Below are 26,833 nucleotides of genomic sequence, written 5' to 3' on the forward strand. Positions count from 1 at the left end.
CCTGTGTATTTAAGTTGTATTTTATAAATAATTATTCTGTACCAGCCACGCGGTAATTCTTTTAAGGGTAAGCAAATTAGGATCAATGCTGGAAGAAACAGAGCCTATTTTATCTTTCTGCGGAATCTGAACTACTTTTCTTACGCTGTCACGGGCTGTAAACAGTTCAAAATTCTGCGCATTATTGCCACCTGCAAAACTTACTTTAGCAACCATCACGCCATCCGGAACAAAAAACTCATACGTATCCTGCCCACCGATGCTTCCCGTATAGTTGAAGAAACCGATGGTCTCTCCCTGCTCAATAGAACGGTCCTGCTTCAACTCCACCGGCCAGTTTTTGTTTCGGGAAACCAATGTATAATTAACAGCCGTTCTTGGTGAGACTCCTTTTGAAGCAATCAACTCCGTTACTTTATTGGCGTTTAAAGTGTTTCCGTCTATAATTCCCCCTTTACCTACTAAATTAACAAACCCTTTTTCCATTCCTAAGGTTGATAATTTAAAAATTCCAACCTGGTTTGTCGGTAAAAAAGTAAAACGGTAATACATGGTGGTATTGTCATTCCTGTCGCCTTCAAATTCTGTACTTAAAACAGCGATGATCAATTTTTCGCCGTCCATGGAGTAGAGATTAAAATTTTTCGTCAGGCCCAGATTCTGTTTCTGAACTTCAACCTTTCCGATTTTATTGCCATCTACCGCGATGATATTATTTTTATAATCTACCTTTTGTGCAAATGTCAAGATATTGATTCCCAGGACCAATAACAGAGTAACAACAGTTTTCATTATGTACTATATTTTCGGCGCAAATTACAATAATAAGTTTATCAATGATTCACTTTGTTGTAATATTTTCATTATTTTTCTCTATTTTATTTTAATTCAATGCTTCGATACCACATTTAATATAAATTTATCACTCGGCACAATGATTGCACGCCTTTAACCAAATGTAAGACAATGAAAGCAATTTGGAACGGTGCCATCGGCTTTGGTTTGGTTAATATTCCGGTGAAAATTTATTCTGCTACAGAAACCAGCAAGCTGGATCTGGATATGCTTGATAAATCTGATTTTTCGAATATCAAATTCAAAAGGGTAAACGAAAAAACCGGAAAGGAAGTCAAGTGGGAAAATATTGTTAAGGGTTATCTTATGGAGGATAAATACATTATTCTTGATGAGGAAGATTATGAAGCCGCTAGTCCTGAAAAATCTAAAATACTCTCCATTGATCAGTTTGTGAAAGAAGTAGAAGTAGATTCCGTTTATTTTGAAAATCCCTATTTCCTGGAACCTCAGAAGAATGGTGAAAATGCTTACAGACTCTTGTTAAATGCTCTCGCTAAAACAAAAATGGTAGGGGTTGGAACTTTTGTTCTCAGGGAAAGTGAAGCAATTGGAATGATCCGTCCCTATAATGATGACGTATTAGTCTTAAACAGATTGCGGTTTGCACAGGAGATCAGAGATTACAAAGATTTAAAAATTCCTGCCAAGAAAGCGCCCAAACCTGCTGAACTGAAAATGGCAGTGAGCCTTATAGAACAACTCTCGCAGGAATTCGATCCTGAAATGTATAAAGATACGTACACTGAATCCCTAATGAAAATCATTAAGCAGAAAGCCAAAGGAAAAGGGGTAAAAGCGAAAAAAGCCGAACCTGCAAAAGAAGGCAAAGTGATCGATCTTATGGCTCAGCTGAAAGCCAGCTTACAAACTCCCAAATCTAAAAATGCATCGTAATGGCTCTTAAAGATTATAACGAAAAACGCAAGTTCGACGAAACCAGTGAACCCAAAGGAAAGACAAAAAAAAGTAAAGACAAGCTTATTTTTGTTATCCAGAGACATGCCGCCTCACGCCTCCACTATGATTTCAGGCTGGAGATGGAAGGGGTCCTGAAGAGCTGGGCTGTACCGAAAGGTCCTTCCTTAAATCCGGATGATAAACGCCTGGCGATGATGGTGGAAGATCACCCTTATGATTACAAAGATTTTGAAGGAAATATTCCGGAGGGAAATTATGGTGCAGGACAGGTCGAAGTCTGGGACAGCGGGACTTACGAACCTTTAGATCAAAACAGCACTTTATCTGATGAAAAAGAATTGCTTAAAGAACTGAAATCCGGCTCTTTAAAGTTTATCCTGTACGGTAAAAAGCTTAAAGGGGAATTTGCATTGGTTAAAATGAAAAATGCCGAAAATAATGCCTGGCTTTTAATTAAACATAAGGATGATTATGCAGAGGAAAAATACGATGCTGAAGAAAATACGGCCAAAAATTCCCTGGTTACTCAATTTTTAGAGGAAAAAAAAAGCCTAAAAAGCAGCAAAAAGAAGTCATAACTGCTGAAACAAAGCCAAAATTCCAACGCTTCAATTCTTTAGTGGATGAGAAAAAACTGGAGAACTTTATTAAACCGATGCTGGCCAAGCCTTATGAAAAAGCATTTGATGATGAAGACTGGATTTTTGAAATCAAGTGGGACGGCTACCGTGCCATTGCCGATCTCAGCAAAAAACAACCCTTATTTTATTCCCGGAACGGAATCTCCTTCTTATCAAAATTTCAAAAGGTTTCAAAGGATTTCAAAAATCAGAAATATAAAATGATTCTTGACGGAGAAATCGTTGCCTACGATGAAAACGGAAAACCTAATTTTCAATTGCTGCAGCAGATCGGAGATAATCCTGATCTTGCTCTGACATACCAGGTTTTCGATTTACTATGGCTTAATGGCCATTCCACTGAAGAATTACCGCTGATCCAACGTAAAGAGCTTTTAAAAGAAGCGCTTATAGAAACGGATGTTATTAAATACTGTGATCATATCCCGGAAAATGGGATCGACTTTTTCAGTAAAATGAAAGAAATGAAACTGGAAGGAATGATTGCCAAGAAATGCGACAGTCTGTATGTCGAAAATCTCAGAAGTTCCGACTGGCTAAAGATAAAATTTACCAATACTGAAGAAGCAATCATCTGTGGATTTACAGAACCCAGAGGTTCAAGAGAAGGTTTTGGAGCATTGATTTTGGGAAAATATATCGACGGTCAGCTTATTTATGCAGGCCACACCGGAACCGGATTTAATAAGGAATCCATACACGAACTTCATGACAGGCTTAAAAATTTAGTAATAAAATCATCACCCTTTGAAACGGTTCCAAAAACCAATATGCCGGTAACCTGGACAAAACCCGAATTTGTTTGTGAAATAAAATATTCTGAAATCACGAAAGACGGAATTTTCAGACATCCTGTTTTTATAGCTATTCGCGAAGATAAAAACCCAGAAGATATTAATATAATACCCAAAGAAATGAAAGCCAAAACATCTCCAAAGACAACAAAAACTTCTGAAAAAGAGAAAGAAGTTACTTTAAATAAACATAAAGTAAAATTAACGAATCAGGACAAAATTTATTTTCCGAAAGATGATGTCACCAAAGGGGACGTGATAGAGTATTATCAATCTGTGGCAAGTTATATTTTGCCCCATTTAAAAAATCGCCCCTTATCATTAAACCGGTTTCCGAATGGTATAGAAGAACAGGGTTTTTATCAGAAAGATGCCAGTGACAACATTCCGGAATGGATAAAAACCACACAGGTGTATTCGGAATCCAATGATAAATACATCGACTATATTTATTGCAATGATAAAGCAACGCTGGCGTATCTGAATAACCTGGGCTGTATTGACCTTAACCCATGGAATGCTGCCCTTCCCGACCTGGACCATCCGGATTTTATGGTTTTGGATCTTGATCCTTCAAAGAAAAACAGTTTCGATGATGTGATTGAGACTGCACTGCAGGTGAATGAAGTTTTAAAGTCAGTTAAAGTAAAAGGATACTGTAAAACTTCAGGAAGTACAGGAATTCACATTTACATCCCGATGGGAGCACAGTATGATTTTGACCAGGTCAAAGATTTTGCCCATATTTTGATGAAGCAGGTGAATGATAAACTACCGAAGATAACTACATTAGAGAGAAGTCTTCAGAAACGCGATGATAAAAAAATTTATCTTGATTATCTTCAGAACAGAACAGGGCAGACATTGGCAAGCGTATACAGTATAAGGCCCAAAGAGGGAGCTTCTGTTTCTATGCCTCTGGAATGGGAAGAACTGAAACCCGGGTTAAGACCTACAGATTTTAATATTCATAATGCATTGGAAAGAATTAAAGAGAAAGGAGATCTTTTCAAACCGGTTTTAGGGAAAGGAATTGATATGATGAAGGTGCTGGAATTGCTGGGAAATATTGAGTAATTTTTGATATTTTTGTCCGGCCAATTTTCAGCGCATAACAATGAGTGAAGGTATTATAATTGAAATCCCTTTTAATGAAAAAATTGAGAGAGAAAACCAGAGGTTTTTCTTTAAGTATCTTTGGAAAAGAAAGACTACAGAATTAAAGAAAGCTGTTATTTATTCCATCATCTTTTTAGCGATAGGTTTTGCTCCATTAAATGATTTTAAACAAAGCCCATACCTTATATTTTTAAATATGTCGGATTTCTCTATATCGGATATATATTTTTAATCGTATATGAATATATTCTTTCTAAGAAAAAATTTCATAAGGCTGTTGAAGAAAATATACAGGATGTCAAGAGTGATAAAGATCATAAGGTCAGTATTATTTCTCTGAATGAAAACTCGTTAGAAATCAAAACTATCTTTAATAATTTTGGATCTGTCTGGAACAAAATTAATTATAACCTCGTCGATGGTTACCTTATAGTTGGCTTGTTAAAAGGTAATTTAAATTTTGTTTTTACTAAAAATGAATTTAATAATTCTGATTATGAAACGTTGGTAAACTATCTTCAAAAATATTCCAGGCAAGTGAAATAATCATGGCAGCTTCGCCACCACACTCTCAGGCAGTATTTTTAAAATCCAATAAATGAGTTTCCATTTAAAATTCGGAACAATGGTAAAAGAGTTTCCGGCATTGACAATATGCCCGGCTACATAATCCGGCTCCATCATTAATGATTCATTCAATTGTAAACCTTCATTGATCTTCGTTCTTATATACCCTATCACCAAAGCGTTGACTGTAATATTCCTGACGGACAATTCCTGTCTCAATCCGGCCAGATAGGTGGTAAAAGCCGCTTTTGTACTTCCGTAAACGAAATTGCTTTTCCGTCCCCGAACACCTGATAGCGATGATAATCCAACGATTCTTTCTAAATTTCTATTATTGGCATCTGTAGCAATGATATTTAGAATGGAGACCGCTCCCATATAATTCACCAACATCATCTGCTGAGCGCCTCTGAAATCTTTCATGGCTTTTTCATTATCCACCAAAAATCCTGCAGCATAAACAACAATATGTGGTTTTACCGGAAGCTGGTTATAAAATGGCTGATGAGCATCAAAATCAACCGCATCAAAAGACAAAACTTTAACTTTCGAATTCAGATGATTTTCCTGAACAAAATGATCCAACGACCCTGTATTTCTGGAGGCGGCTATCACTGAAAATCCTTTTTGAACGTATTGCCTGATGCATTGTTTGGCTACGTCGGAATTGGCCCCCAGAATAAGAACGGTTTTAGCAGTGTTTTGATTCATGGAACAAAGATATTTTTTAAACGCAAGTTTCACAACTGTTTTCAGGAATAACATAAAACCTATCCTTTAACATTAAAAATAAATTGTAATGATTACGAATTCCGGATTCTACACTTTACTCCGAATCACAGCTTTTTAGGAGTTTGAATTCAGACATTCCTGTAAAAGAATCGGCGCGGTGAGCTTTGCTCACCGCGCCGAAACGTACTGTTTTAAAACTGAAATTTATTTCTTTTCAGTTTCTATTTCTTTTTTGTCTGCTGTGGTTTTTTCAGCAGCTTTTGCTTTATCCCCGAAACGGTTTTCTGTAAACTCTCTTGATACAGCAGCTTTCTCAAATTTTAATTTTCCCGATAATGTTTCGATCACGAAGCCATCATCCTGGATCTGGGCAATTCTCCCGTGCAGACCTGAAGTAAGAACTACCCTGGTTCCGACTTTCAACGTCTCCTGAAAGTTTTTTTCCTGCTTCTGCTTCTTCATCTGAGGTCTTATCATCAAAAAATAAAAACCTACAAACATCACCCCCATCATGATAAGCATCATCGGAGATGAAGAACCCCCGCCCGGAGCTGCCTGTAAAAATATTGATAACATATTCATTGAATTAAGGTTGAATATTTGCAGTAAATGTTAATTTGATAGGTGCTTTTTCTACATTGGCAAATACATCAGCATACTTGCTCACGTTTCCGTCAAAGTTTGAAGAGTCAAAATGTAAGGTGATTTTTCCTTTCTTACCCGGTAAAATCGGATCTTTTGTAAAATCCGGAGCCGTACATCCGCATCCAGGCTTTACTTCAGAGATCACTAAAGGATTAGTTCCCGTATTGGTCACTTCGTACACGTGCTCCACTTTATCTCCCTTTTTGATATTTCCAAAATCAAAATTATTTTCTGATAAAGCAACAGATGTTGTAGGCTGGTTAGAAACCGGTGCAGCGGCAGCTTCTGTAGTAGCAGAGGCAGCTGATGAATCGGCAGGAGCCATATTATCAGTTTGAACAGCAGTAGAATCTGCATTAGCAGTAACTTCTGTTCCTGTAGCTTCTTTTTTACAAGAAACTAAACCAAGGCCTATGATCGACAAGGCGATAATTGATAACGTCTTTTTCATGTTAAATTCTATTTTGATCTTTACAATATTTATCTAAAATTCCATTAATGAAGATATTTGACCGGTCTGTGGCAAATACTTTTGCAATCTCGATATATTCATTAATAACTACTCTTGAAGGCGTAAAAGGAAAATTATCAAGCTCCGCAATAGCCGTAGATAATATTACTTTATCCATTAACGAAACTCTTTCCAGATCCCAGTTCTCCAGTCTTTCTGAAAGTTTCTTTTCATTTGCTTCCCAATTGTTCAGTGTATCTCTTAATAATTTGGCAGCAAATGTTTTATCCTCTTCATCTTTAATCATTTTAATTAAAGTTCTGCTTTCCTCCTCTTCTTTCAGAAACCCGATCGTTTTTTGTACCATTGAATTGGCAATATGAATATCATCATACCATGATAATTCCTTATCTCCAAGATATTCATGGAAATCATCGTTTTCAGCAATATAACGCAAAAATAATTTTCCGATAAATTTCTGATCTTCTTCAAAAGAATATTCATCTTCTTTCATAAAATCCTGATAACGCTTTCCGGCAGTGATTCTCTGAAAGGTTTTCACCAATAAATCATCATGCAGATCCCATTTCAATTGCTTGTGCTGACTTGTAAAGAATAATCTTTCAGGGTTTTCTTCCAGTTTGCGTAACACCTGATTGTTAATGAATTTTTGGTTAGGGTTAATATCAGCATCAGTCTTCAGGTATTTGTTTTTCCCGATTTCGATCTGATTTTCGGCTAAATCTTTTAGCGCAACCAAAAAATTAAGCTGGTAGATGTATAAATAATAGATTTTGTCTATTCCGGAGAATAGATTTTTCTCTAAAACATCAAACTTTAAGGGATTCTGGTAATAAGAATACACAGTTTGTACTACTTTTTCACGGATTTGTCGTCTTCCTAACATTCAAAGAGCTTTTTTATGGCTGCAAAGATATGAAATTTAAAATTGATGAAATTCTTAGTTTACTTGTATTTTCGTAATTTTGTAAACTTTATGAAAGCTTTAAAAACTCTGAACCCTTACTTCTGGAAGCACAAAATATTATTGTTTTGGGGGTTATTATTCATTATTGCCAGTAATTTTTTCAATATATATAAAGTTCAGTTTGTAGGAAAATCAGTGGACGAACTTACAAAAGGAGGCCACCTTGGTTTTAACCGACAGGTATTGATTTACGTTGCTATTATCGTAGGATGTTCTCTTCTTACAGGATTTTTCACTTTTATGATGCGCCAGACGATTATTGTGGCTTCAAGAAGAATTGAATATGAACTTAAAAATAAAATTTACAGGCATTATCAGGATTTGTCTCTGACCGATTACAAACAAACAACAATCGGAGATTTGATGAACAGGCTGAGTGAAGACGTCGTCGCCGTAAGAATGTATCTGGGACCTGGGGTGATGTATGTGGTGAATTTAATTGTTCTTCTGCTGATCACCAGCATTTATATGGTGAAAACGGATGTTTCGATGACCGTGTGGACGTTGCTACCCCTACCCGTACTATCTTTTATCATATTTAAAGTGAGTTCGATTATCAATAAAAAATCGAAGATCATGCAGAAAAGCCAGTCTGCTATCTCCACTTTTGTACAGGATAGTTTTTCCGGAATCCGGGTAGTGAAATTTTTTGCAAAAGAAAAATACATTAAAAATAATTACGGTATTAAAGTAACCGACTATCAGGACAAAGCTCTGGATTTAGCAAAAACTGAAGCCTACTTCTTTACGATTATTCTATTCGTCATCGGATTGCTGAACGTCGCGGTTATTTTGATAGGAGGACAGAAATATATCGCCGGAGAATTGAGTGTCGGGAAAATCGCTGATTTTTTCATGTATATTAATATCCTGATCTGGCCGTTTTCTATGGTCGGATGGGTAACTTCTGTCAATCAGAGAGCGGAAGCTTCCATGCAGAGGATTAATGAATTTATGGATAAGCAATCAGAGATTTTAAATAAAAATTTTGACAAATACCCTATTAAAGGAAATATTGAGTTCAGAAATGTATCTTATACTTATCCGAATACCGGAATTAAAGCCCTTGATCATTTAAGTTTTACCTTAAAGGCGGGTGAATCCCTGGCTATTATGGGCAAGACCGGAAGCGGAAAGTCTACCATTGCTTTATTGCTCTGCAGGTTAATAGATCCTACTGAAGGTGAAATTTTAATTGACGGTAAAAACCTTAAAGAACATAATTTAGAAAATTACCGGAACTTCATCGGATACATTCCACAGGAAAGCTACCTGTTTTCAGATACCATTGAAAATAACATTGGTTTCGCCATCGATGATCCTACTCACGAAAAGGTAGTTGAATATGCTAAGATTGCAGATGTAGATAAGAATATCATTGAGTTCAAAGAACAGTATAAAACACTCGTTGGTGAACGTGGCGTCATGCTTTCGGGAGGTCAGAAACAGAGAATCTGTATCGCCAGAGCCCTGATTAAAGACCCGAAAATCATTATTTTCGACGATTCACTTTCTGCGCTGGATACTGAGACCGAACAGAACATCCTTGAGAATATAGATGCTAAAATTCACAATGCAACATCTATAATCATCACACACAGAGAGTCTAGCGCTCAGAGAGCCGATAAAATTATTAATCTTACCGAAATTACCAATTCTGTAACTGCATAGCTCATTTGTTCACAAATGTTAAATAAATCATAAAAAAAATTTTGTGATTAAAAGAAAACTTTTATATTTGTTCTTAACAAGATTAAAAAATATCTAACAATGAGTGAATACAAGGAACGCCATGAAAATGAAATTTTCACGAAGGTGTTAAAAGCAGGGAGAAGAACTTATTTCTTTGATGTGCGTGAGACGAAAGCAGGAGATTATTATCTTACGATTACCGAAAGTAAAAAGAACTTCGGAGAGAATGGAGAGGCTACATTCGAGAAACACAAAATTTATCTTTATAAAGAAGATTTTAAAAGTTTTCAGGAGATGTTTAATGAATCCACAGATTTCATCATTAACGAGAAGGGTGAGGATGTAATATCAGAAAAGCATGACAAAGACTTCAAAAGCAAATCTTTCACTATAGATTCTGACGACGAAGTCTAAGCCAAACAATACTTAAAAACACAAGCATCTGAAAAAAGATGCTTTTTTTATGTTAAACAAGATTCACTTATAATAACAAAACGGTACACTTTTCAGCAGTGTACCGTTTTTATTTAAAACTGAGTACAGGAACTTGAGGCAGAGAAGATAATCGTGCTTATCATCAGAGTTTAGCGGTCTTACCCTTATAACCGGAATAACTTCCGGCTTCCATCACCGCTACCGCACGAATCCCTCACCGCTACCGCACGAATCCCTTCGTGTGGTTGTCTGTAGTAAACCACAAAGGAAATCCAAGAAATTTCTAAACACTTAAGTTAATTTAAGTAATAACTTTACGCAGAAGAAGCACACGTAAGTTTTTGAAAATCTTTGATTTTCTTCTGAGGCACACTTAATTTCGCGGTATCTTTTTAAAATGTATTTAAGTGTGGGAGAATAACCACACACCGCTACCGCACGAATCCCTTCGTGTGGTTGTCTGTAGTAAACCACAAAGGAAATCCAAGAAATTTCTAAACACTTAAGTTAATTTAAGTAATAACTTTACGCAGAAGAAGCACACGTAAGTTTTTGAAAATCTTTGATTTTCTTCTGAGGCACACTTAATTTCGCGGTATCTTTTTAAAATGTATTTAAGTGTGGGAGAATAACCACACACCGCTACCGCACAATCCCTTCGTGTGGTGGTCTGTAGCAAACCACAAAGGAAATCCAAGAGATTTCTAAACCCTTAAGTTAATTTAATTAATATACTTTGCGCAGAAAAAGTAAATGCAAGTCTTTGTTAAAAATCTTTTGATTTTCTTCTGAAGTACACGTAATTCTGCGGTATTTTCTTCCCCATAATACTCCTTTAACAAAAGTTTCCGCTACTGGCAGCCGGTTTTCAGCCGTTTTATAATGATCTGAATTATTTTTACCAAGTCAAACTTCGTAGAAAATCCTCTTTCCCTCTGCTTAAATGATGAAATTCATTTCTCTATTTTATTTTTGCTGATGAGTTCCAGATTGTTAGTCTTTTACATTGCAATCTAAAATTGCTAATTTTCTCGGAACTCTTTTTTCCTGAATAAGTTTAAACAACTTCAATAACAAAACGGTACACTTTTCAGCAGTGTACCGTTTTTATTTAAAACTGAGTACGGGAACTTGAGGCAGAGAAGGTAATCGTGCTTATCATCAGAGTTTAGCGGTCTTACCCTTATAACCGGAATAACTTCCGGCTTCCATCCTGAGTTCCAGTCCTCAGACAAATTCTCTTTTAATCTGAGAAAGTATAGTGGGATCCTGTATTTCGTTGTCTTTGGCCAGGAGTAAGACTTTAGACAAAACCTCAGCAGATTTCGGATCATCGTCCGCAAAAGGCAGGAACAATCTTCCCCGATGCTGGGAATGAACAGGCAGAACAGATAAATATCTGCCCGGAACCTGATGTACGACAGCACTTCCTAAATGAACGCTGTATTCCGCCAACTGTCCTTTCACCAATACATGAGAACCTTCAATTTTCACATTATCCAGTTTAAACAGTCTGGCCGTTTCTTTCATCAGTACAGCTCTCATTTCGACCGATGAATGACTGGCTTCAGGATCCACGGCTCCCACATGCGCAACGGAAACCACCAAATCGATATCACGCATTACTTCTGAAAATAATCTCGGATTAATATCTTCAAACGGAATATTTTTATAATCTTTCAGCGAATGGAACTCTATTGTTTCCAAGGTTGGACTTTCCACATCAGCTGGTGAAAACCAATCCGCCAACGCGTATAGCTTGACCTGAAAGTCTTCTTTGTGATACACTTTTTGTAATCCCTCTTCATAATCCACTTTCCAGCCTCTAGTTTTCAGCAAGGCTAAAGTCTGCTTCGGATGCACCTGATGGCCGGCATACCGGCGTGAAACCGATTTCTCCTGCAATTCGTCCGGAGTAGGAACATACAATTCCCTGAAAATCTGTTTAAATGGCTGAATCAGTTTTTCTGTGAAGCAGTAATGCTGAAAATCACTCCATACCGATTGATTATGCAAATCAACACAGTGTGCAATTCTGAGGATACTGTCTTCATTTAATTTATGAACTTCACCCTGAGCGTCTACCAGATTTCCATCATGGAAAAATCCAGTCTTACCTTCATCAGAAATAAATACCAGCTTCTCAAGATGCTTTACAATAACCGGATGTTCAAAAAGGTTCTTAATTTCGGCATACAGAAACTCATCACCTCTTATCATCGCTTCTTCCAGCCCTTTTCGCGAACGCACCCACTGTTCACGCATAATTTTGCGGTTATTGCCCAATTCGATAACGGCTTTGTCTTTTTTAATTTTAGGAGGAATAGATTTTAACGGTTTATCATCCCTGAAAACAACCAGATTGGCTTTTCCGTCATCTTCGATCATTAAACCTACGGTAACGCCATCAACGGTTACCTGAGTATCTTTAAACAGCAGATTCTGAATCTGTCTGGTCTCCATAGCCCATGTTAAGCGGATCGGATCAGGATATCCTGCATTCCGGGCTAAATTTTCCAATGCGACCCGGATTGCCAGTGCCTCACTCGCCTGCTTCATGGAGCCGAATTCCTTGCTTTCTTTCTTGAACTGCTGGATATATTCGTACCGGTTCAGCACATCTTTTTCCGGATTTGTTTTGCTTAAAGGCACCAGTCCGTATACCCGAAGATAATCCTGATCACGTTTATCTTTTACTTTTGCAGTCACTTCTTTTATTTTCAGACTGCCGGTTAAGGTATCAGAATATAATCGTGCTCTTCGGTGGCCATTCCCGTCGGAGATGTATTTTGCCGAATCGTACAGCATTTCCCATCGTGCTTTTCCTAATTCTTTATATGCCCGGGTAAACCATTCTTTGTCTACAGCACCATCCTGAAAATCCTGAACATCCACCGAAGAGTATTTTGCCACTTCACTTTCAAGACCCGAATTCTGTGCCTGGTAAGACCCTGTTTTGGTATGGGCATGCATCCACCAGATTGCCGAATCCAAACCTTTCCAGCCTAAATAATTACTGATCAGCTTCTGCCATTGCGGAGCATATACGGCAGCATGAATTAAGCGAAGCTCTGAGATCTTCTCTTTTTTCACCATTTCATTAAATAATTCCTGAGTATCACTTTCTAAAGGATAACAGTTGGACAACAGATAGGAAAACAGTTTCTGCTTGGTCATACTGTCACCACTGTAACTGTATATATAATTTGCATAAAGATTAGCTTTACCTAAGCCCTTTAAAATCTGTACAAAACGGTCAGCTCCGTACACAGACTGGAATTCCTGTACAAAATGAGAAACTGAAGTATTAGAATCACCCCGAATCAGTTCGATATCCAGAAACTTATCCCGGATCCCATCTATAACGGGTTTCAGGAAAGGGAAAGTTTCAAGGTATTTTTCGCTGTGATGATAAAATTTGGTAGTTGTGAGTTCCTGAATTGCTCTTTCGGCTGTGAAAATCCCTTCGTACAGCTCATCTCTGGTGATGATTCCAAGTTCATAAGCCTTACAGAATAAATAGAAGGGCGGGACCGTATACTGGATATTCTCTTCCAGCCCGTTGAACTGCATCCAACGGTAAAGATTCCATACCTTTACGAATTGCTCATGAGTAAGTTTTCTATAGGCTATACCCTGTAAAAACACATTGAAAAAACCTACGTGCTGCCATCCGTCTCCACGGTTTCCATAATAATATTCACTCTGTTTTGCCTTATAGCTGATGACATCGTCAGGAAGATGAGCAAACAAATTGCTGCAGGCATCAATCAAGAAATCATTTTTTTCCTGGAATATAAATTTATATTCCAGTGATTCAAGGATGCTCTTAACGGGATTGTTCCAGTAATAATTATCTTTGAGAGGATTAGGGATCATATCTTTATGATAGAATACATAATTCTCCAGAAAATCTCTGAATTTTTTGCGATCGCAGTTATCCACAAATGTTAATAAAAATAAGTCCCGCGGCTGCAGTCCTGATTCATGATACCATTGTTCCCAGACTTCATGCAAAGGATAATTGGCAGTCAGTTCTTCCCCTGTAAACCCATCGGTGTTTCTTTTGATCTGGCGGAAACTGTTTCCCAGTAATTCCTTTGTTAAAGAACCATTCCAGTCTTCGGTTTCATATTCATAATGTTGATGGCTGAGGAAAAGATCATTCAGTTTTTTCAGTTCTTTTCTGATATGATCCTGTGATTGGGTAAAACCGTACTTATTCTTTTTTATGGCCTGTCGGTAAACTGAGCCATCTTCTACTACAGGCAATGCCACCTCTGACTTTACGGCGGGATCATAAAATCCGAACCCGTTTTCAGCACTGAGAATTTCTTTATCTCCGGAAGGATCAAGCTGATCCAGCATACTTTGTTCTCTCTCGGAAACTTTTGTCCTCTCCGTGTATTGCTGAAGCCACTGATTGATCTGAGCAGGAATCCTTTTATCTTTTTGAAGCTGAAGCATGATATCCAGCGACGCCGTTCTCTGCTCCACGTCTCCTTTCAGGATCAGTTCATTTACCAATGGTATCAAGACAGTATCTTCCTGTTTCATCATCAGTTCTATAAGTTTTTTACGAAGGTTTCCACCCTTTCGTTTGAATAAATCGTAGAAAAGCAATACTTCCTCCTGCTGTAAAGGATTCTGCTGTAAAACGTTGATTCCTGATGCCACTAAAGATTCTCCCCGGTCTCTGATAATCCTGAAAGCAAATTCCTTCTGGAAGGGAGTCACTGCTTTTTTCTTTTTCTCAAAATTGTAGGAATAAGAATAACAGTAGAATTCGTCAAGAATAGTTCTTGTCAGCTGTTCTCTCAAGCCAAGTTCAAACTGATCGAAGTAGGAAAGAACCAGATCCAGTTTTTTACGATCCTCGCCAACCAGATAAAACATGCAAGCATACAGACTGCTTTTGCTGAATATGGCATTTTGCCAGGAAAAAATAATGCTTTCAAATTTCTTTTCTTTAACCTGTATTTTTTGTGTTAATTCGTGAAGTTTTTCAAAGAAGTCAGGATAATCCGGATTGTCAACATAGAATTTTGATTTCACATTGGCGCTTAACAATCCTGCCAATGGCTGTCCCGCAAATGCAAGGACCTGCAGATCGCCATTAAGCACTGCTTTATACAGGATAGGCATCTGAATATAAGGATCGCCGGTTTCTATCGCAAATTTTACCGCCAGGCACTTCTTCTCAACATTTCCTCTGTCAAACAACTGATGCAGATACGGTACCGTAAGCTCGACATCCCATACACCCTGTACCCAAAGTGCCATGTAAACTTCATTGTTATTTTTACTTTGTACCGCTTCTGCAATTTGTTCAGGATTATTGAAATATCTGTTTGCTAACGACACTATATTTTTTACAACCGATTCTTTTTCGGACTCCCAGCCCAGCCCGGTCCATGTTGCGACAGACCTCACAACGGAAGAAAAACGTGTTAATTTATTTTCTTCAATGACATTGACCATATATTGTAATGCTTCAGTCCCGGATTCGTCCAAAGATTCGAGAACAGTCTGGCGTAAACCTTCCTGGCGTTGTGCGGCAAGCAGAAGCTTTTGCACGAGGTCCCAACAGTGTTTCTGGTCACTGTTCAACAAAGCTTTGATTATATTCCGTGAAACTTTCCCTTCGGCGTGTTTATTAAAAATAATATCTTCTATCAACTGATAAATTTCTTTATTTCCAGTATCAATAGCTGCCGACCAGATGTAAAACTGACTGGGATTGTTTGATAGCTCATTATCGTAAATAATCTGCTCCTTCAGGGACAGGTCGTAAGACTGGTATCCTGAGTCATAAGAATAGATGCTCGGAAGCTGCAGGAGAGTTCTCAGGAAATTGCACTGATTGAGCAAAATAAATCTTTCATTATTCGGTGCCCGGAAAGAACGGCGATCGTAGCCCGTCTGGTACATTTTGAAGGGCATTTTATTCCATGCATGTTTTACCAGTTCTGCCTGATCATTAAAAAAATAAACTAACAGTTCATAATAGTCTTTGTCTTCCCAAAGATTACTTTTGATATGTTTCTTCAGTTCTTCAGCTTCAGGAGACCTTAAAGTAAGATAATCATAGTAATCATTTTTACCCAGAAGCAACAATCCGAATTCCGCAACTTCCTTTTTTAGTTTCGTTTTAGAAAAAAGTTTGGAAAGCAATCCTTTTTCCGCCTGTTCTTTTAAATCTTTTTTTAAATTTTTGTGATAATCGACAGTTTTTTTCGATTTAAGTTTTTCACTGATTTCCATTGATATTGTGATTTAGTGTTATTAAATAGTTCAAGGGGATCGGAATAAGGCTCATCAGAATACCTGTAAAAGATTATAATTCCGGCCTTTGGCGTCCCGATCTTACTACCAGTAGCTTCCGGCAAGGAAAGTAAGCCTGATAAAGGTAAAAGGATACTTCAGACTTAAATCTATGGTTTGGGTGAGGCTTTCGAGTTGTTCATCATTGTAAAAAACAGCAAATAGCCCATCTTCGTACGCCTGCAGCACATTTACCTTGGCTTTTTCCGGGTCGGCTTTTTTTTCATTATAGATACTTCCGAAGCCTGATTTCCCGGTATCCGTAAGAATATTCAGATAGTTTTCCTGAGGTGTTTTGGTTATATCTTTATCTTCCAGTTCAAATGATTTTGAGTTGAATGCCTCTACCTGTTGTTCAACGATCCGTTGTAAAAGATTTTTCAGGGAAATGGTATTTTCCTGATGAGTAATATCAAGAATGTGCTCCGAAAGAACAGGATGCTTCCTGCCCAGCTGCTTTACGCTAACTTTTATTTCCATATTTTGTTGATTGTGATTAAAAATAAGGAAATATTTTTTTTAAGTCCAGTTGATATTTTTCGCGTTTTTATAATAAAAAATAAATATCATAGTCCCGATTGCAGTGAAAATCCTTTTTTGGAAAAAAAGATTGCAACGAAAAGCGGGAAATAGCTTCAAAAATAAAATATAAATAACACATCATGTTCCTGAAAAGGCGTATGCAAAATGCGTCATGATCTGCTGTAATCCCCCAAGTTGGTGCTGTGAACTGAAATTGTAATTAAAATCTTAAAAAAATTCAGAATTGTAGATGGCCAATATAATTTCTGGCCGGTACAAAATAAAAAAAGTACACTTTATAAAAAGTGTACTTTTATTGGGTGAATGAGGGGTCTCGAACCCCCGACCTTCGGAACCACAATCCGACGCTCTAACCAACTGAGCTACAATCACCGTTTTGTGAGTGCAAATATAGAGAAGATTTTTTAATTACCAAACAATTCCATCGAAATTTTTCAAAGAAATTAGCTTCTCAGACGTAAATCCCTCAGCATAAGTAACTCCCGAAAGCCTGCCCAAATCCTGAGCCCGGTACGTAAGACTTTCAAAAAAGTCTTTCGATGTTATCGGAGTTTCGGGTTCCTTTGAAGCAGGGTCATAAAACTGGGTTTTGAAAGCCATACACGCTGCAATTTTTTTATCCAGATAACCGGAAATATCAATAACAAATTCCGGCTTGATATCCTTCCACTGGATATAGTGAAAAATATGCTTCGGTCTCCATACTTCCTGATTTTCTCCTTCCAGAACCGTTTCAATTTTTCTGAGTCCCGATAAAAAGCACGCATCCGATACTAATTTGGCTCCTTTTGCGTGGTCCGGATGTCTGTCATCGATTGCATTGGCCAAGACGATTTCCGGCCTGTATTTGCGTACCATTTTTACAATCCTCATCTGGTATTCTTCAGAATTCTCAAGAAAACCATCTTTCATACCCAGGTTTTCCCTCGCCGCTACCCCTAAAATTTTGGCAGAGTCCGCTGCTTCCAGTCTTCTCGTCTCATCGGTGCCCCTGGTTCCGAGTTCACCTTTCGTGAGATCTACGATAGCACAAATTTTTCCTTCTGAGACCAATTTGGCAATGGTTCCCCCACATCCTAACTCTACATCATCCGGATGAGCACCGAACGCTAGTATATCTGTTTTCATGCTTCCAAATATAATCATAAAACAAAAACTCCCCAAACACGATGAATGGGAAGTTTTAATATCTATAATTTAAGTTATAAATTATTTATTGATTTCTGCATTTAATTTTACAGCATCCTGATAAGTAGGATCCAGTTGTAATGATTTAGCAACGTAGTCTTTTGCTTTCGTCATATCCGACTCTTTTGAAAGATAGGCTACGGCAAAATAAGCGTAAGAAAGCGTCTGCTTATTAGCTTCCACTTCTGCCGGTTTTACAGTGGTAATATATTTTTCGTAAGCCACTTTAGCCGCATCATTGTTTCCAGCCTGTTGATAAGCATAACCCTGGCTGTAATATGCCGGTGCCCAGTCAGGAAGAACATTGATCATTTTCTGCCATGTAAGGATCGCTCCGTTCCAGTTTTTAGCATCCTGATAAGCTGTTGCCAGTTTATAAAGAGCATCAGAATCCTGAGCATTGGCTGCTACCTGCTTTTTCAGGCCTTCAATGGTAGGGTTGGTAGGCCCTGAATCAGCAGCAGACTGAGAAGCTCCTCCGCCTCCAGCGATGTTAGCCAATTCCATATCCCATTTCATTGTTTCATCCTTTGCTGCTTTTGCGATCGCTACCTTTTGCTGAGCCTCTGTCATAAGAGCAGATTTTTTAGCTGCATCTTTTTCATCCTTTGCAAGACCTGCAGCAATAAGACCCTGTAATCCCTGGTCGGCAGGCTGAACTCTGGTTTTCTCTGCCTGAGAAACAAAGGTATCCATGCTTTGTTTAGCTTCGGCATATTTTCCGTCAGCATACAACTGGTATGCTCTTAATTTAAATTTAATAGGATCTTCTACCTTATCAAAGATCTTATCCAAAACTGCTTTGGAGTTGGTATAATCTTCATTGGTAAAATAAAGCTTGGCAATTTCCAGCATTGTATACGGATCTTCATCAGCGTATTTTGTATAGTTGATCAAATCCTGAGTTGCTTTTGCATTTTGCTGATATTTGATATCATAAGCAGCTAGTGCTTTATAGGCCGGTGCATAAGTAGGATCCGTTGCAATGGCCTGATCGATGCTTTTCTTAGCCTGCTGCCATTGTTGAGCAGCCATCCATAAAGTTCCCATTCTGGTGTAAACAGAAGCTTTATTTTTAGCTAAAGGAAGCGCATTTTCGTAAGCACTCATTGCGTCTCCAGGAATTTTTTTGATTCTGTAGGCATCCCCTAACGTATAGTAATAGTTCGCTGGAACTCCTTTTTTCTGTGCTTTCTCAATTGCTTTATTTAAATACTGAATCGCAAGATCGGGAGCATTATTTTTTTCAAATAATGTCAAAGCTTCTGCCGCTCTGAAAAGCACTTCAGCATCCTTTTCTCTTGAATCGGTAACGATCTTCTGGATCTCAGCAACCGCTGCCTTATCTCCTTTTCCTAACTTTACAGCAGCTAAACCAATTTTGTTAAGATAACTTTTTCCATCTGCAGCAATTCCTTTATTAAAGCTTTCCGTAGCTTTGGCATAATCCGGCTCTACCTGCTTAAGATATGTATTTCCTAAATAGAAATAATTTTCTGCTGTAGGCGCCGTAGCAATCATATTTGTGAAATTTGTTTTTGCTTGGGCAAACTTATCGCTGTCAATACTGTTAATCCCATCTTGCACTGTTTGCGCAAAGGCAAAGTTGGTAAAAAATACCACCGCTGCTCCAAAAGCAATCTTCTTTACATTCATAATCATTATATCTTTCATTTTATATTTCTAACTCGAATTTTATATTGTACACAATTTTTAGACCAAAATACTGTATTTATTTGGGTTATAACGTTACTTTAATACTTTTTAACGCATCTGAACCTCCCTTTTGTAAATATTATAAGGCTGAAGACCTTCCTTTTGAACGATCATCTGTCCTAACTGAGTACAGGAATACCTGATGAAGCCATTAGCAATATTAAAGTTTCCTTCATTGGTTAAAAAATAAAGCACTCTGGTAAAAGGATATTTCATTTCTCTGAGGCCTTCGGCGTCTGAAGTATATATTTCTCCGTTATCTGAAACCGGAAGAATTTTCACCTTGTTTCTAAGGTTTTCAGAAATCTTATCATACGGACGGCTGAACGTATTAAGTCCGATGACCCCGATTTTATCAGGATATTTTGCTAACTGTTCAATAATATTTTCACTTCCCGCGATAACAGAAAATTTCAGGGCTCCGGGGGCTTTATTTAATTTCTGGGCAACAAAATTGATATTACTCGAATTGGCACCGTCAAAGATGAAATTTTTATCATCAGACTGCAGTCCGTTTTTAATTTCGTCCATGGAAATACTTTCTTTCGGAGAATCTTTGGGAACAATAAACACAACAGCATCTGCAGCAAATTTAGCCGGCAGAAATTTCAGATCCACCTGTTCTTCGTAGGCTTTAATTTCTTCTGCTGACAGTGTTTTCGACATCACTGCGATCCGTGCTTTATCATTAAGAAGATCTAAAAAACCCAGATCTTCCTTTTGAGTCACCACTTTAATTTTTGTTTCAGGATAATTAATCATGTATCCATCTGCCAAAGCTCCAGTAACGCTCTTAAAAGATTCGTCAGTAAGAATGGTAAGCTCACCTTTATGATAAGACGGTGATTTATCTTCTTTTTTACAGCCTGTAAAAAAAACGCTAAAAATGATTAACAGGGAAAGAACTTTTATACTACTTTTCATCTCCGGAATCTTTGATTTTTGAAATTGCTCTATAAATTCTGAATATTCCGTAAAGAATAAGAAGACCACCCATCGCATATGCGATCGTTGGTTCCAGAATTGTAAAAAAGAATTTATAAACAATAACTACAATTCCTAAGATAATATAAAATAATCCTGTGACTAAGGATAACCAATTGAACATCATAATAACAAAAATACCAAAAAAAATAAAAAGAGAAGCAAATGCTTCTCTTTTTTGTAATTATTTAATTATAAATTAATTTTATTCGAAATTAATTGTAAATGGAACAGAGTAATAAGATCTTACACTTTCACCGTTTTTCTTAGCCGGCTTCCATTTTTTAAGTTTGGTAACAACTCTTTTTGCTTCGCTGTCAAAATCTCCGTTTCCTGATTTAGATGTTACCTGAACACCGGATACAGTACCGTCTCTTTCCACTACGAACTTCAGTTTTGCTGTTAACTTACCTTCTCCTTCAACACTTCCTGTATCGAAGTTATCTCCAAGGTATCTTCTTAAAGCATCCATCCCACCAGGATATTCTGCTGACTGGTCTACCACGTCATATACCTCATTGGTATTTACCGGTGCTTTAACTTCTGCTGTAGAGGTTTTGGTACCTGTATTTGGAGGTGGCGGAGGTGGTACATAAGCCGGAGCTTTTACCCCTTCCTGATTATTAAGACCGGTCGTCGTTTCTAACTGCTTAGAAATCGGTGGTGGTGGCGTTTCAATTTTCGGTGCTCTTACGGGCTCCGGAACCACGTTCTGAATAACCTCGATCTTTTCCTCTTCTTTTGGTGGTGGAGGTGGTGGAGGTGGTTCTTCTTCTTTAGGCTGCTCCAAAATTTTATCTTCCTGAAGAATTTCCACTAAATCAGCTTTAACTTCCTGCTTTTCAGGCTCATTAAGTCTTTTAATGGTAAGATAAATAAAAGGAGACAAAGCCGCAACCAGGAATAATGCAGTTCCGACAATAAATGATTTAGTCAGAAGCTTCGGATACTGATTTCTCAGATCGTATGCACCATACTGCTTGTTTCTATTTTCAAATACAATCTCATCCAATGTTAGATTCTGATTGTATACATTTTCATCTGCCATAGATTAACAAATTTTACGGTTAAATTACTTTGTAGCCGGCGCTGCAGGTGCAGATCCTCCGACTTTCTTTTCATAAATAGCCTGTTCCCAAGGCTTCACATCGGTAACACCGTACTGCTCGCTTTTGGTAATAGCCATCTCGTCAAGAATATCTACAAAGTTTTTATATACAGCATCGTCAGTCGGCTTGATAATAACAGTAAATTTACTTTTATCCGCCGCATTTGCTTTTGCCTGCTCAATTATTTTTCTGATCCCTTCTCTATCAAAAGTAGTTTCATTCAGATTCTGGTCTGTTAAAGAGGTGTTATCCTGCTGATGCCAGAAAATTCTGTTGTCTTTACCTAATAATAAAGAGATGGAGTTAGAAAGTTTAATTTCCGTTGGAGGTGGTTTTTGTTTTTCATCTTTCGGTTTTGCCGGAAGACCCAAATCCATAACATTCGGTTTACTAAATGTGGTTGTAAACATAAAGAAGGTAATCAAAAGAAACCCTAAGTCCACCATCGGAGTCATATCTACACGGGTATTCTGCTTCTTGGATCTAACCTTTCCGCCTTTCCCGCCTTTTTCCTGTACTTGTACTTCTGCCATTTCTAAATGATATTAAGGTTTACCTTCTTGTGATGTAATCAACCAAAATTTAAGAAAATCAATATCTCTTAAACCCTCAAATAGGCTTTTAACTTTTGGATACTCAGTGGTAACGTCTCCCTTGATCGCTAATTTGTAATCAGGATTCACGCTCAGACTTTGTTGTACCCAGTCTACTAACTGCTTATTTGTACTGTCCATAGGAATCCCTGTAGGACTCTTGAAACTCTTCTGCTCCTCATCTGACAAATCAAGATAGCTTTTCAGTTGGCTCATAGGAACCCCAATTGCTTGTACTTTCTGGAATGCAGCTTTTTCATTGTTATCAAAAGTCATGTTATACTTTTGTCCCATTTTTTCTAGAAGCTGTAATCTCTCTGATGCATTTTCTACTGGCTGGAAATAAAACTTTCCGTCCGGAGTAGCATTAATAGTCATTAGACTGGCATCAGGAAGTAACTTTTCTGATATTGAAGATGGCGGTTTGATCTGCTCCACGTCAGGTTTTTTAAACTGAGTGGTCAAGATAAAGAACGTAAGTAGCAGGAATGCAACGTCACACATTGCCGTCATATCCGTCACTACTCCATGTCTTTTTGGTTTGACTCTCGCCATTATTTTGAATTATTTTTAATTAAACTTCGTTTTTCTTAATGCAATTCCCTGCTGATTCTTAGTTGAACTCAGCGAAAGACTGCTGGATACTCATTGCGATCTCATCGATCTTGTAAGTTAATCCGTCAATTTTAGAAGTAAAGAAGTTATAAAGGATGATAGCGATTGCTGAAGTACCAATACCTAATGCCGTGTTGATCAAGGCTTCAGAGATACCTGTAGAAAGTGCAGCCGCATCCGGAGTACCACCTCCTGAACCTAATGCAAAGAATGCCTTGATCATCCCGATTACCGTACCTAAAAGTGCTACTAACGTTGCAACAGTACCTAAGGTAGAAAGGATCATCATGTTTTTCTCAAGCATTGGCATCTCAAGAGTTGTAGCTTCTTCGATTGCTTTGTTAAGCGCTACCATTTTCTGCTCTTTGTTTAAAGTTGTATCATGAGATAAAGCTTTGTAAGTAGTAAGACCTTCTTTTACTACGTTTCCAACAGAACCCTGTTGTCTGTCACATTCTTCTAAAGCTTCATCAACTTTGTTTTGGTTCAGTAAGCTTCTCACCTGTACAACAAAGTTGTCTAAGTTTCCTTTTCCGGCAGCTTTACCAAGAACAAAATATCTTTCAAAAGAGAAAACGATTACAGTGATCATGAAAGTAATCAAGATCGGTACGATAACCCCTCCTTTGTAGATAATGCCTAAGAACGATTCTGGGTGAATGTCTTTTCCTTCAACACTTGAGAAAGCTACAGAACCCCCACCTAGTTTGTCTGCATCTTTAAAATTTCCTGGATTACCAAGAACGAATAGATAAATAGCAACTCCTATTAAGAATAGAATAGGAATAATTACAGCTGGATTTAAACCTCCTGCCTTTCTAGCAACTACTTGCTCATCATTTTTTGAAACATTCATTTCCATATTTAACTAAATTATATTGTTTTAAAATTTTACAGGGTGTAAATTAAAGGCAAAATTAATTAAAATGCAAGAGTCTTAAATAAACATTTTGCTTTTTTTTGATAAAGAAATTTTAATACAATTTCGATATTATAATTATTTTCTCTTTTTTTGGTAATATTTCTCAATTTTAACAATTACGTTAAAAATTTAAAAAAATTAAGCCTTCATTATTTTAAATTTGCCAATGTTAATTTTCTTTTAAATTACTATATTCACAATTCGGTGATGCACAACAATGATTTTTTTCGGTGCTTTTCCTTCTAAAATCTGCTGCATTTTTTCGTCCGCAATCACCAAATCCTCAACTTCTTTCGCAGAAAGCTGTGCAGATAGGGATATTTTAAATTTCATTTTTCCATTGACGCTTACCGGGTATAAAATTTCGTCTTCTACCAGATAATCCTCATTTAAAACAGGAAACTTTTCAAATTCTATTGACTCACCGTGTCCCAGCATACTCCACAGCTCTTCACAGATGTGTGGTGCATACGGAGAAATGATAACGGCTAAAGGTTCTAAAATATTGCGTTTGTTGCATTTTATTTTCTGCAGTTCATTTACGGCAATCATAAATGACGATACTGAGGTATTAAAAGAAAAGTTTTCGATGTCGTAAACCACCTTTTTTATTAAGGTATGCAATACTTTATATTCGGCCTTAGTCGGTTCTTCATCTGACACTTCAAAAACCTCGCCATTAAAATACAGATTCCAGAATTTTTTAAGGAAACCGTAAACCCCGCTTAGACCTTGGGTATTCCATGGCTTGGATTGCTCAAGCGGTCCCAGGAACATCTCATATAATCTTAATCCGTCTGCACCGTATTCTTCACAGATATCATCAGGATTAACGACATTATATTTGGATTTGGACATCTTTTCTACTTCACGTCCTGTGATATACCTTCCATCTTCTAAAATAAATTCAGCATCTCTATAATCCGGTCTCCAGGCCTTAAACGCTTCAGTATCCAATTCATCTGAAGTTCCTTTTAATAATGATACATCCACATGAATTTCCTGAGTCTGGTAATCTTTCGCCAGATTTTTAGATACATATTGATTTGTACCGTCAATTCTATACACAAAAGCACTCATTCCCAAAATCATCCCCTGGTTGATCAGCTTTTGGAATGGCTCATCATGATTGATATAGCCTCTGTCTTTTAAAAACATATTCCAGAAACGGGAATACAATAAATGACCTGTTGCGTGCTCGCTACCTCCGATATACAGATCTACCTGTCCCCAGTAATCTGATTTTTCTTTATTTGTAAAAACCTCATCATTCTGCGGATCCATATACCTCAGAAAATACCATGAGCTTCCTGCCCAACCCGGCATGGTCGATAATTCTAAAGGAAATACTGTTTTATCATCAACTAATCCGGTAGCTACTACTTTTTGGTTCGCTTCGTCCCAGGCAAAAGTTTTTGAATTCCCCAATGGCGGATCTCCGTCTTCCGTGGGTAAATATTTTTCAACCTCAGGAAGTTCCAGAGGCAATGCAGAAACCGGCAATGTGTAAGGCATCCCATCTTTATAATAAATAGGAACCGGTTCTCCCCAATAACGCTGTCTGGAGAAAATCGCATCACGCTGCCTGTAATTTGTTGTTCCGTGACCGATTCCTTTTTTCTCAATAGCATTAATAATTAATACCTTAGCTTCGTCATAGCTTAATCCGTTTAAGAAATCAGAATTTACACAGACACTGGCTTTAGAATCAAAAGAAGCTTCCTGAACATCTTCTTCAGTTTCTACAACTTTTTTAATTTCTAAATTGAATTTCTTTGCAAACCGGTGATCACGCTCATCATGTGCAGGAACAGCCATTACCGCTCCTGTCCCATACCCCATCAATACATAATCCGAGATATAGACCGGCATCTTTTCATGGCTGAAAGGATTAATGGCATAACTTCCCGTGAAAGCACCTGAAACGTTTTTCACGTCAGACATCCGGTCTCTTTCTGTTTTTTTGGAAGTCTCTTCAATATAAGCATCTACCTCGGCTTTCTGTTCCGGGGAAGTAATTGTTTCCACTAATGGATTTTCCGGAGCCAGTACCATAAAGGTAGCGCCGAAAATAGTATCAGGTCTTGTTGTGAATACTTCAACGAATTCGTTCTGACCGTCGATATTAAATTTAACCTGAGCTCCCTGAGATTTTCCGATCCAGTATTCCTGGGCATCCTTCAGCGGCTGAGGCCAGTCCAGTGAGTTTAATCCCTGCAGTAATCTTTCAGAATAAGCAGAAATTCTCATGCTCCACTGCATCATTTTCTTTTGGAAAACAGGAAAACCTCCTCTTTCAGATTTTCCGTCTTTTATTTCATCGTTGGCAAGAACAGTTCCCAGGGCAGGACACCAGTTCACCGTTGTTTCGGCCCTGTACGCCAGTCGGTAATTTAATAAGATATCTTCTTTATCGATCTCAGAAGCATTCTTCCATTCGTCTGCCGTGAAATTCAATTCATCATTTTGATTGGCATTTAAATCTTCCGTCCCCTTTTCTTCAAAATGTTTTATTAAAGTTGATACAGACTCTGCCTTACCGGTATTTTTATTATACCATGAATGGTAGAGTTCAATAAAAATCCATTGTGTCCACTTATAGTAAGAAGCATCAGAAGTCCTTACTTCCCTGCTCCAGTCGAATGAGAAACCGATTTTTCTTAACTGCTCTTCATATCTGTTGATATTCTGTTCCGTGGTCACCGCAGGATGCTGTCCCGTCTGAATTGCATACTGCTCTGCAGGAAGTCCGAAGCTGTCGTAACCTACCGGATGGAGCACATTGAAGCCCTGATGTCTTTTGTATCTCGCATAGATGTCCGATGCAATATATCCCAGCGGATGGCCTACGTGCAGCCCCGCACCTGACGGGTACGGAAACATGTCGAGAACATAAAATTTGGGTTTGTCTGTATTATCGGAAGTCCTGTATGTTTGATTGTCCTCCCAGTATTTCTGCCACTTTTTTTCTATCTGCTGATGATCGTAAAACACTTTAT

Annotated in this window: 22 protein-coding genes and 1 tRNA gene; 6 read left to right on the forward strand and 17 right to left on the reverse strand. The window is 37.8% G+C overall.

The genetic code is table 11. The annotated features are described in order from the left end of the window. Positions 1–21: 21 nt before the first annotated feature. On the reverse strand, positions 22–792 hold the full coding sequence (locus tag ODZ84_RS11735) for a hypothetical protein (protein WP_266172493.1): 771 nt from the start codon (positions 790–792) through the stop codon (positions 22–24). Positions 793–966: 174 nt separating this feature from the next. Here ODZ84_RS11735 and ku point away from each other — a divergent pair, with 174 nt between their 5' ends. Genes ku through ODZ84_RS11755 form a run of 4 tightly spaced genes read left to right on the forward strand, consistent with a single transcriptional unit; the run spans position 967 to position 4,562 of the window. Beyond that, positions 967–1,752 carry a non-homologous end joining protein Ku gene (ku, locus tag ODZ84_RS11740; RefSeq protein ID WP_266172494.1) on the forward strand — a complete coding sequence of 262 codons (786 nt, stop codon included), beginning with the start codon at positions 967–969 and terminating at the stop codon, positions 1,750–1,752. Beyond that, positions 1,752–2,354 (forward strand): DNA polymerase ligase N-terminal domain-containing protein, encoded by a 603-nt coding sequence (locus ODZ84_RS11745; RefSeq protein ID WP_266172495.1) that lies wholly within the window; start codon positions 1,752–1,754, stop codon positions 2,352–2,354. The genes ku and ODZ84_RS11745 overlap by 1 nt, the downstream gene beginning before the upstream one ends. A gap of 41 nt (positions 2,355–2,395) precedes the next feature. Next, positions 2,396–4,288: a DNA ligase D gene (ligD, locus tag ODZ84_RS11750; RefSeq protein WP_266172496.1), complete on the forward strand. Its 1,893-nt coding sequence runs from the start codon at positions 2,396–2,398 to the stop codon at positions 4,286–4,288. A gap of 40 nt (positions 4,289–4,328) precedes the next feature. After that, positions 4,329–4,562 (forward strand): hypothetical protein, encoded by a 234-nt coding sequence (locus tag ODZ84_RS11755; protein ID WP_266172497.1) that lies wholly within the window; start codon positions 4,329–4,331, stop codon positions 4,560–4,562. A gap of 314 nt (positions 4,563–4,876) precedes the next feature. Here the strand turns inward: ODZ84_RS11755 and ODZ84_RS11760 are convergent, their stop codons facing one another. The 4 genes from ODZ84_RS11760 to nusB all read right to left on the reverse strand — a co-directional run bounded on the left by ODZ84_RS11760 (position 4,877) and on the right by nusB (position 7,632). After that, a complete protein-coding gene (locus ODZ84_RS11760) occupies positions 4,877–5,608 on the reverse strand; it encodes an SDR family NAD(P)-dependent oxidoreductase (RefSeq protein WP_266172498.1) in 732 nt (243 codons plus the stop codon). Positions 5,609–5,833: 225 nt separating this feature from the next. Further along, positions 5,834–6,205 carry a preprotein translocase subunit YajC gene (yajC, locus tag ODZ84_RS11765; RefSeq protein ID WP_266172499.1) on the reverse strand — a complete coding sequence of 124 codons (372 nt, stop codon included), beginning with the start codon at positions 6,203–6,205 and terminating at the stop codon, positions 5,834–5,836. A 10-nt stretch (positions 6,206–6,215) separates the two neighbouring features. Further along, positions 6,216–6,725 (reverse strand): DUF1573 domain-containing protein, encoded by a 510-nt coding sequence (locus tag ODZ84_RS11770; protein ID WP_266172500.1) that lies wholly within the window; start codon positions 6,723–6,725, stop codon positions 6,216–6,218. Position 6,726: 1 nt separating this feature from the next. Further along, positions 6,727–7,632, reverse strand: coding sequence for a transcription antitermination factor NusB (gene nusB, locus ODZ84_RS11775; RefSeq protein WP_266172501.1), 906 nt, complete (start codon positions 7,630–7,632; stop codon positions 6,727–6,729). 90 nt (positions 7,633–7,722) lie between these two features. On the opposite strand from nusB, the gene ODZ84_RS11780 reads away from it, so the two are divergent. Then, on the forward strand, positions 7,723–9,384 hold the full coding sequence (locus ODZ84_RS11780; RefSeq protein WP_266172503.1) for an ABC transporter ATP-binding protein: 1,662 nt from the start codon (positions 7,723–7,725) through the stop codon (positions 9,382–9,384). A 99-nt stretch (positions 9,385–9,483) separates the two neighbouring features. Continuing rightward, positions 9,484–9,819: a DUF3276 family protein gene (locus ODZ84_RS11785; protein ID WP_034701927.1), complete on the forward strand. Its 336-nt coding sequence runs from the start codon at positions 9,484–9,486 to the stop codon at positions 9,817–9,819. A gap of 1,248 nt (positions 9,820–11,067) precedes the next feature. Here ODZ84_RS11785 and ODZ84_RS11790 read toward each other — a convergent pair. The 12 genes from ODZ84_RS11790 to leuS all read right to left on the reverse strand — a co-directional run bounded on the left by ODZ84_RS11790 (position 11,068) and on the right by leuS (position 26,828). Further along, the gene (locus tag ODZ84_RS11790; protein ID WP_266172505.1) at positions 11,068–16,104 is read right to left on the reverse strand and encodes a DUF4132 domain-containing protein; all 5,037 of its coding nucleotides are present in this window, start codon (positions 16,102–16,104) and stop codon (positions 11,068–11,070) included. A gap of 105 nt (positions 16,105–16,209) precedes the next feature. Further along, complete coding sequence (locus tag ODZ84_RS11795) at positions 16,210–16,644, reverse strand: hypothetical protein (protein ID WP_266172507.1); 435 nt, start codon at positions 16,642–16,644, stop codon at positions 16,210–16,212. Positions 16,645–17,004: 360 nt separating this feature from the next. Beyond that, positions 17,005–17,080 (reverse strand) — tRNA-His (locus tag ODZ84_RS11800). Between the two features lie 35 nt (positions 17,081–17,115). Further along, positions 17,116–17,835: a bacillithiol biosynthesis deacetylase BshB1 gene (bshB1, locus tag ODZ84_RS11805; RefSeq protein ID WP_266172508.1), complete on the reverse strand. Its 720-nt coding sequence runs from the start codon at positions 17,833–17,835 to the stop codon at positions 17,116–17,118. An 81-nt stretch (positions 17,836–17,916) separates the two neighbouring features. After that, the gene (locus ODZ84_RS11810; RefSeq protein ID WP_266172509.1) at positions 17,917–19,569 is read right to left on the reverse strand and encodes a tetratricopeptide repeat protein; all 1,653 of its coding nucleotides are present in this window, start codon (positions 19,567–19,569) and stop codon (positions 17,917–17,919) included. Between the two features lie 90 nt (positions 19,570–19,659). Further along, complete coding sequence (locus tag ODZ84_RS11815; protein WP_266172510.1) at positions 19,660–20,535, reverse strand: PstS family phosphate ABC transporter substrate-binding protein; 876 nt, start codon at positions 20,533–20,535, stop codon at positions 19,660–19,662. Further along, the gene (locus ODZ84_RS11820) at positions 20,525–20,722 is read right to left on the reverse strand and encodes a DUF308 domain-containing protein (RefSeq protein ID WP_266172511.1); all 198 of its coding nucleotides are present in this window, start codon (positions 20,720–20,722) and stop codon (positions 20,525–20,527) included. The genes ODZ84_RS11815 and ODZ84_RS11820 overlap by 11 nt, the downstream gene beginning before the upstream one ends. A gap of 78 nt (positions 20,723–20,800) precedes the next feature. After that, the gene (locus ODZ84_RS11825) at positions 20,801–21,643 is read right to left on the reverse strand and encodes an energy transducer TonB (protein ID WP_266172512.1); all 843 of its coding nucleotides are present in this window, start codon (positions 21,641–21,643) and stop codon (positions 20,801–20,803) included. Between the two features lie 24 nt (positions 21,644–21,667). After that, on the reverse strand, positions 21,668–22,237 hold the full coding sequence (locus ODZ84_RS11830; RefSeq protein ID WP_266172513.1) for an ExbD/TolR family protein: 570 nt from the start codon (positions 22,235–22,237) through the stop codon (positions 21,668–21,670). A gap of 12 nt (positions 22,238–22,249) precedes the next feature. Next, positions 22,250–22,852 (reverse strand): ExbD/TolR family protein, encoded by a 603-nt coding sequence (locus tag ODZ84_RS11835; protein WP_266172514.1) that lies wholly within the window; start codon positions 22,850–22,852, stop codon positions 22,250–22,252. A 58-nt stretch (positions 22,853–22,910) separates the two neighbouring features. Further along, entirely contained in the window at positions 22,911–23,774 is an 864-nt protein-coding gene (locus ODZ84_RS11840) for a MotA/TolQ/ExbB proton channel family protein (RefSeq protein ID WP_259110324.1), read from the reverse strand. A 240-nt stretch (positions 23,775–24,014) separates the two neighbouring features. Continuing rightward, complete coding sequence (gene leuS, locus ODZ84_RS11845; protein WP_266172516.1) at positions 24,015–26,828, reverse strand: leucine--tRNA ligase; 2,814 nt, start codon at positions 26,826–26,828, stop codon at positions 24,015–24,017. Positions 26,829–26,833: the final 5 nt, after the last annotated feature.

It is taken from the genome of Chryseobacterium fluminis, assembly GCF_026314945.1.
Lineage (GTDB): Bacteria > Bacteroidota > Bacteroidia > Flavobacteriales > Weeksellaceae > Chryseobacterium > Chryseobacterium fluminis.

Bases quoted from the DNA above. Each gene is read 5' to 3' on its own strand.
- ODZ84_RS11825 (WP_266172512.1), bottom strand. From the start codon at position 21,643: ATGGCAGATGAAAATGTATACAATCAGAATCTAACATTGGATGAGATT.
- ODZ84_RS11815 (WP_266172510.1), bottom strand. From the start codon at position 20,535: ATGAAAAGTAGTATAAAAGTTCTTTCCCTGTTAATCATTTTTAGCGTT.
- ODZ84_RS11820 (WP_266172511.1), bottom strand. From the start codon at position 20,722: ATGATGTTCAATTGGTTATCCTTAGTCACAGGATTATTTTATATTATC.
- ODZ84_RS11770 (WP_266172500.1), bottom strand. From the start codon at position 6,725: ATGAAAAAGACGTTATCAATTATCGCCTTGTCGATCATAGGCCTTGGT.
- nusB (WP_266172501.1), bottom strand. From the start codon at position 7,632: ATGTTAGGAAGACGACAAATCCGTGAAAAAGTAGTACAAACTGTGTAT.
- bshB1 (WP_266172508.1), bottom strand. From the start codon at position 17,835: ATGAAAACAGATATACTAGCGTTCGGTGCTCATCCGGATGATGTAGAG.
- yajC (WP_266172499.1), bottom strand. From the start codon at position 6,205: ATGTTATCAATATTTTTACAGGCAGCTCCGGGCGGGGGTTCTTCATCT.
- ODZ84_RS11840 (WP_259110324.1), bottom strand. From the start codon at position 23,774: ATGGAAATGAATGTTTCAAAAAATGATGAGCAAGTAGTTGCTAGAAAG.
- ODZ84_RS11745 (WP_266172495.1), top strand. From the start codon at position 1,752: ATGGCTCTTAAAGATTATAACGAAAAACGCAAGTTCGACGAAACCAGT.
- ODZ84_RS11810 (WP_266172509.1), bottom strand. From the start codon at position 19,569: ATGAAAGATATAATGATTATGAATGTAAAGAAGATTGCTTTTGGAGCA.
- ku (WP_266172494.1), top strand. From the start codon at position 967: ATGAAAGCAATTTGGAACGGTGCCATCGGCTTTGGTTTGGTTAATATT.
- ODZ84_RS11790 (WP_266172505.1), bottom strand. From the start codon at position 16,104: ATGGAAATCAGTGAAAAACTTAAATCGAAAAAAACTGTCGATTATCAC.
- ODZ84_RS11830 (WP_266172513.1), bottom strand. From the start codon at position 22,237: ATGGCAGAAGTACAAGTACAGGAAAAAGGCGGGAAAGGCGGAAAGGTT.
- ODZ84_RS11835 (WP_266172514.1), bottom strand. From the start codon at position 22,852: ATGGCGAGAGTCAAACCAAAAAGACATGGAGTAGTGACGGATATGACG.
- ODZ84_RS11795 (WP_266172507.1), bottom strand. From the start codon at position 16,644: ATGGAAATAAAAGTTAGCGTAAAGCAGCTGGGCAGGAAGCATCCTGTT.
- ODZ84_RS11735 (WP_266172493.1), bottom strand. From the start codon at position 792: ATGAAAACTGTTGTTACTCTGTTATTGGTCCTGGGAATCAATATCTTG.
- ODZ84_RS11755 (WP_266172497.1), top strand. From the start codon at position 4,329: ATGAGTGAAGGTATTATAATTGAAATCCCTTTTAATGAAAAAATTGAG.
- ODZ84_RS11760 (WP_266172498.1), bottom strand. From the start codon at position 5,608: ATGAATCAAAACACTGCTAAAACCGTTCTTATTCTGGGGGCCAATTCC.
- ODZ84_RS11785 (WP_034701927.1), top strand. From the start codon at position 9,484: ATGAGTGAATACAAGGAACGCCATGAAAATGAAATTTTCACGAAGGTG.
- ODZ84_RS11780 (WP_266172503.1), top strand. From the start codon at position 7,723: ATGAAAGCTTTAAAAACTCTGAACCCTTACTTCTGGAAGCACAAAATA.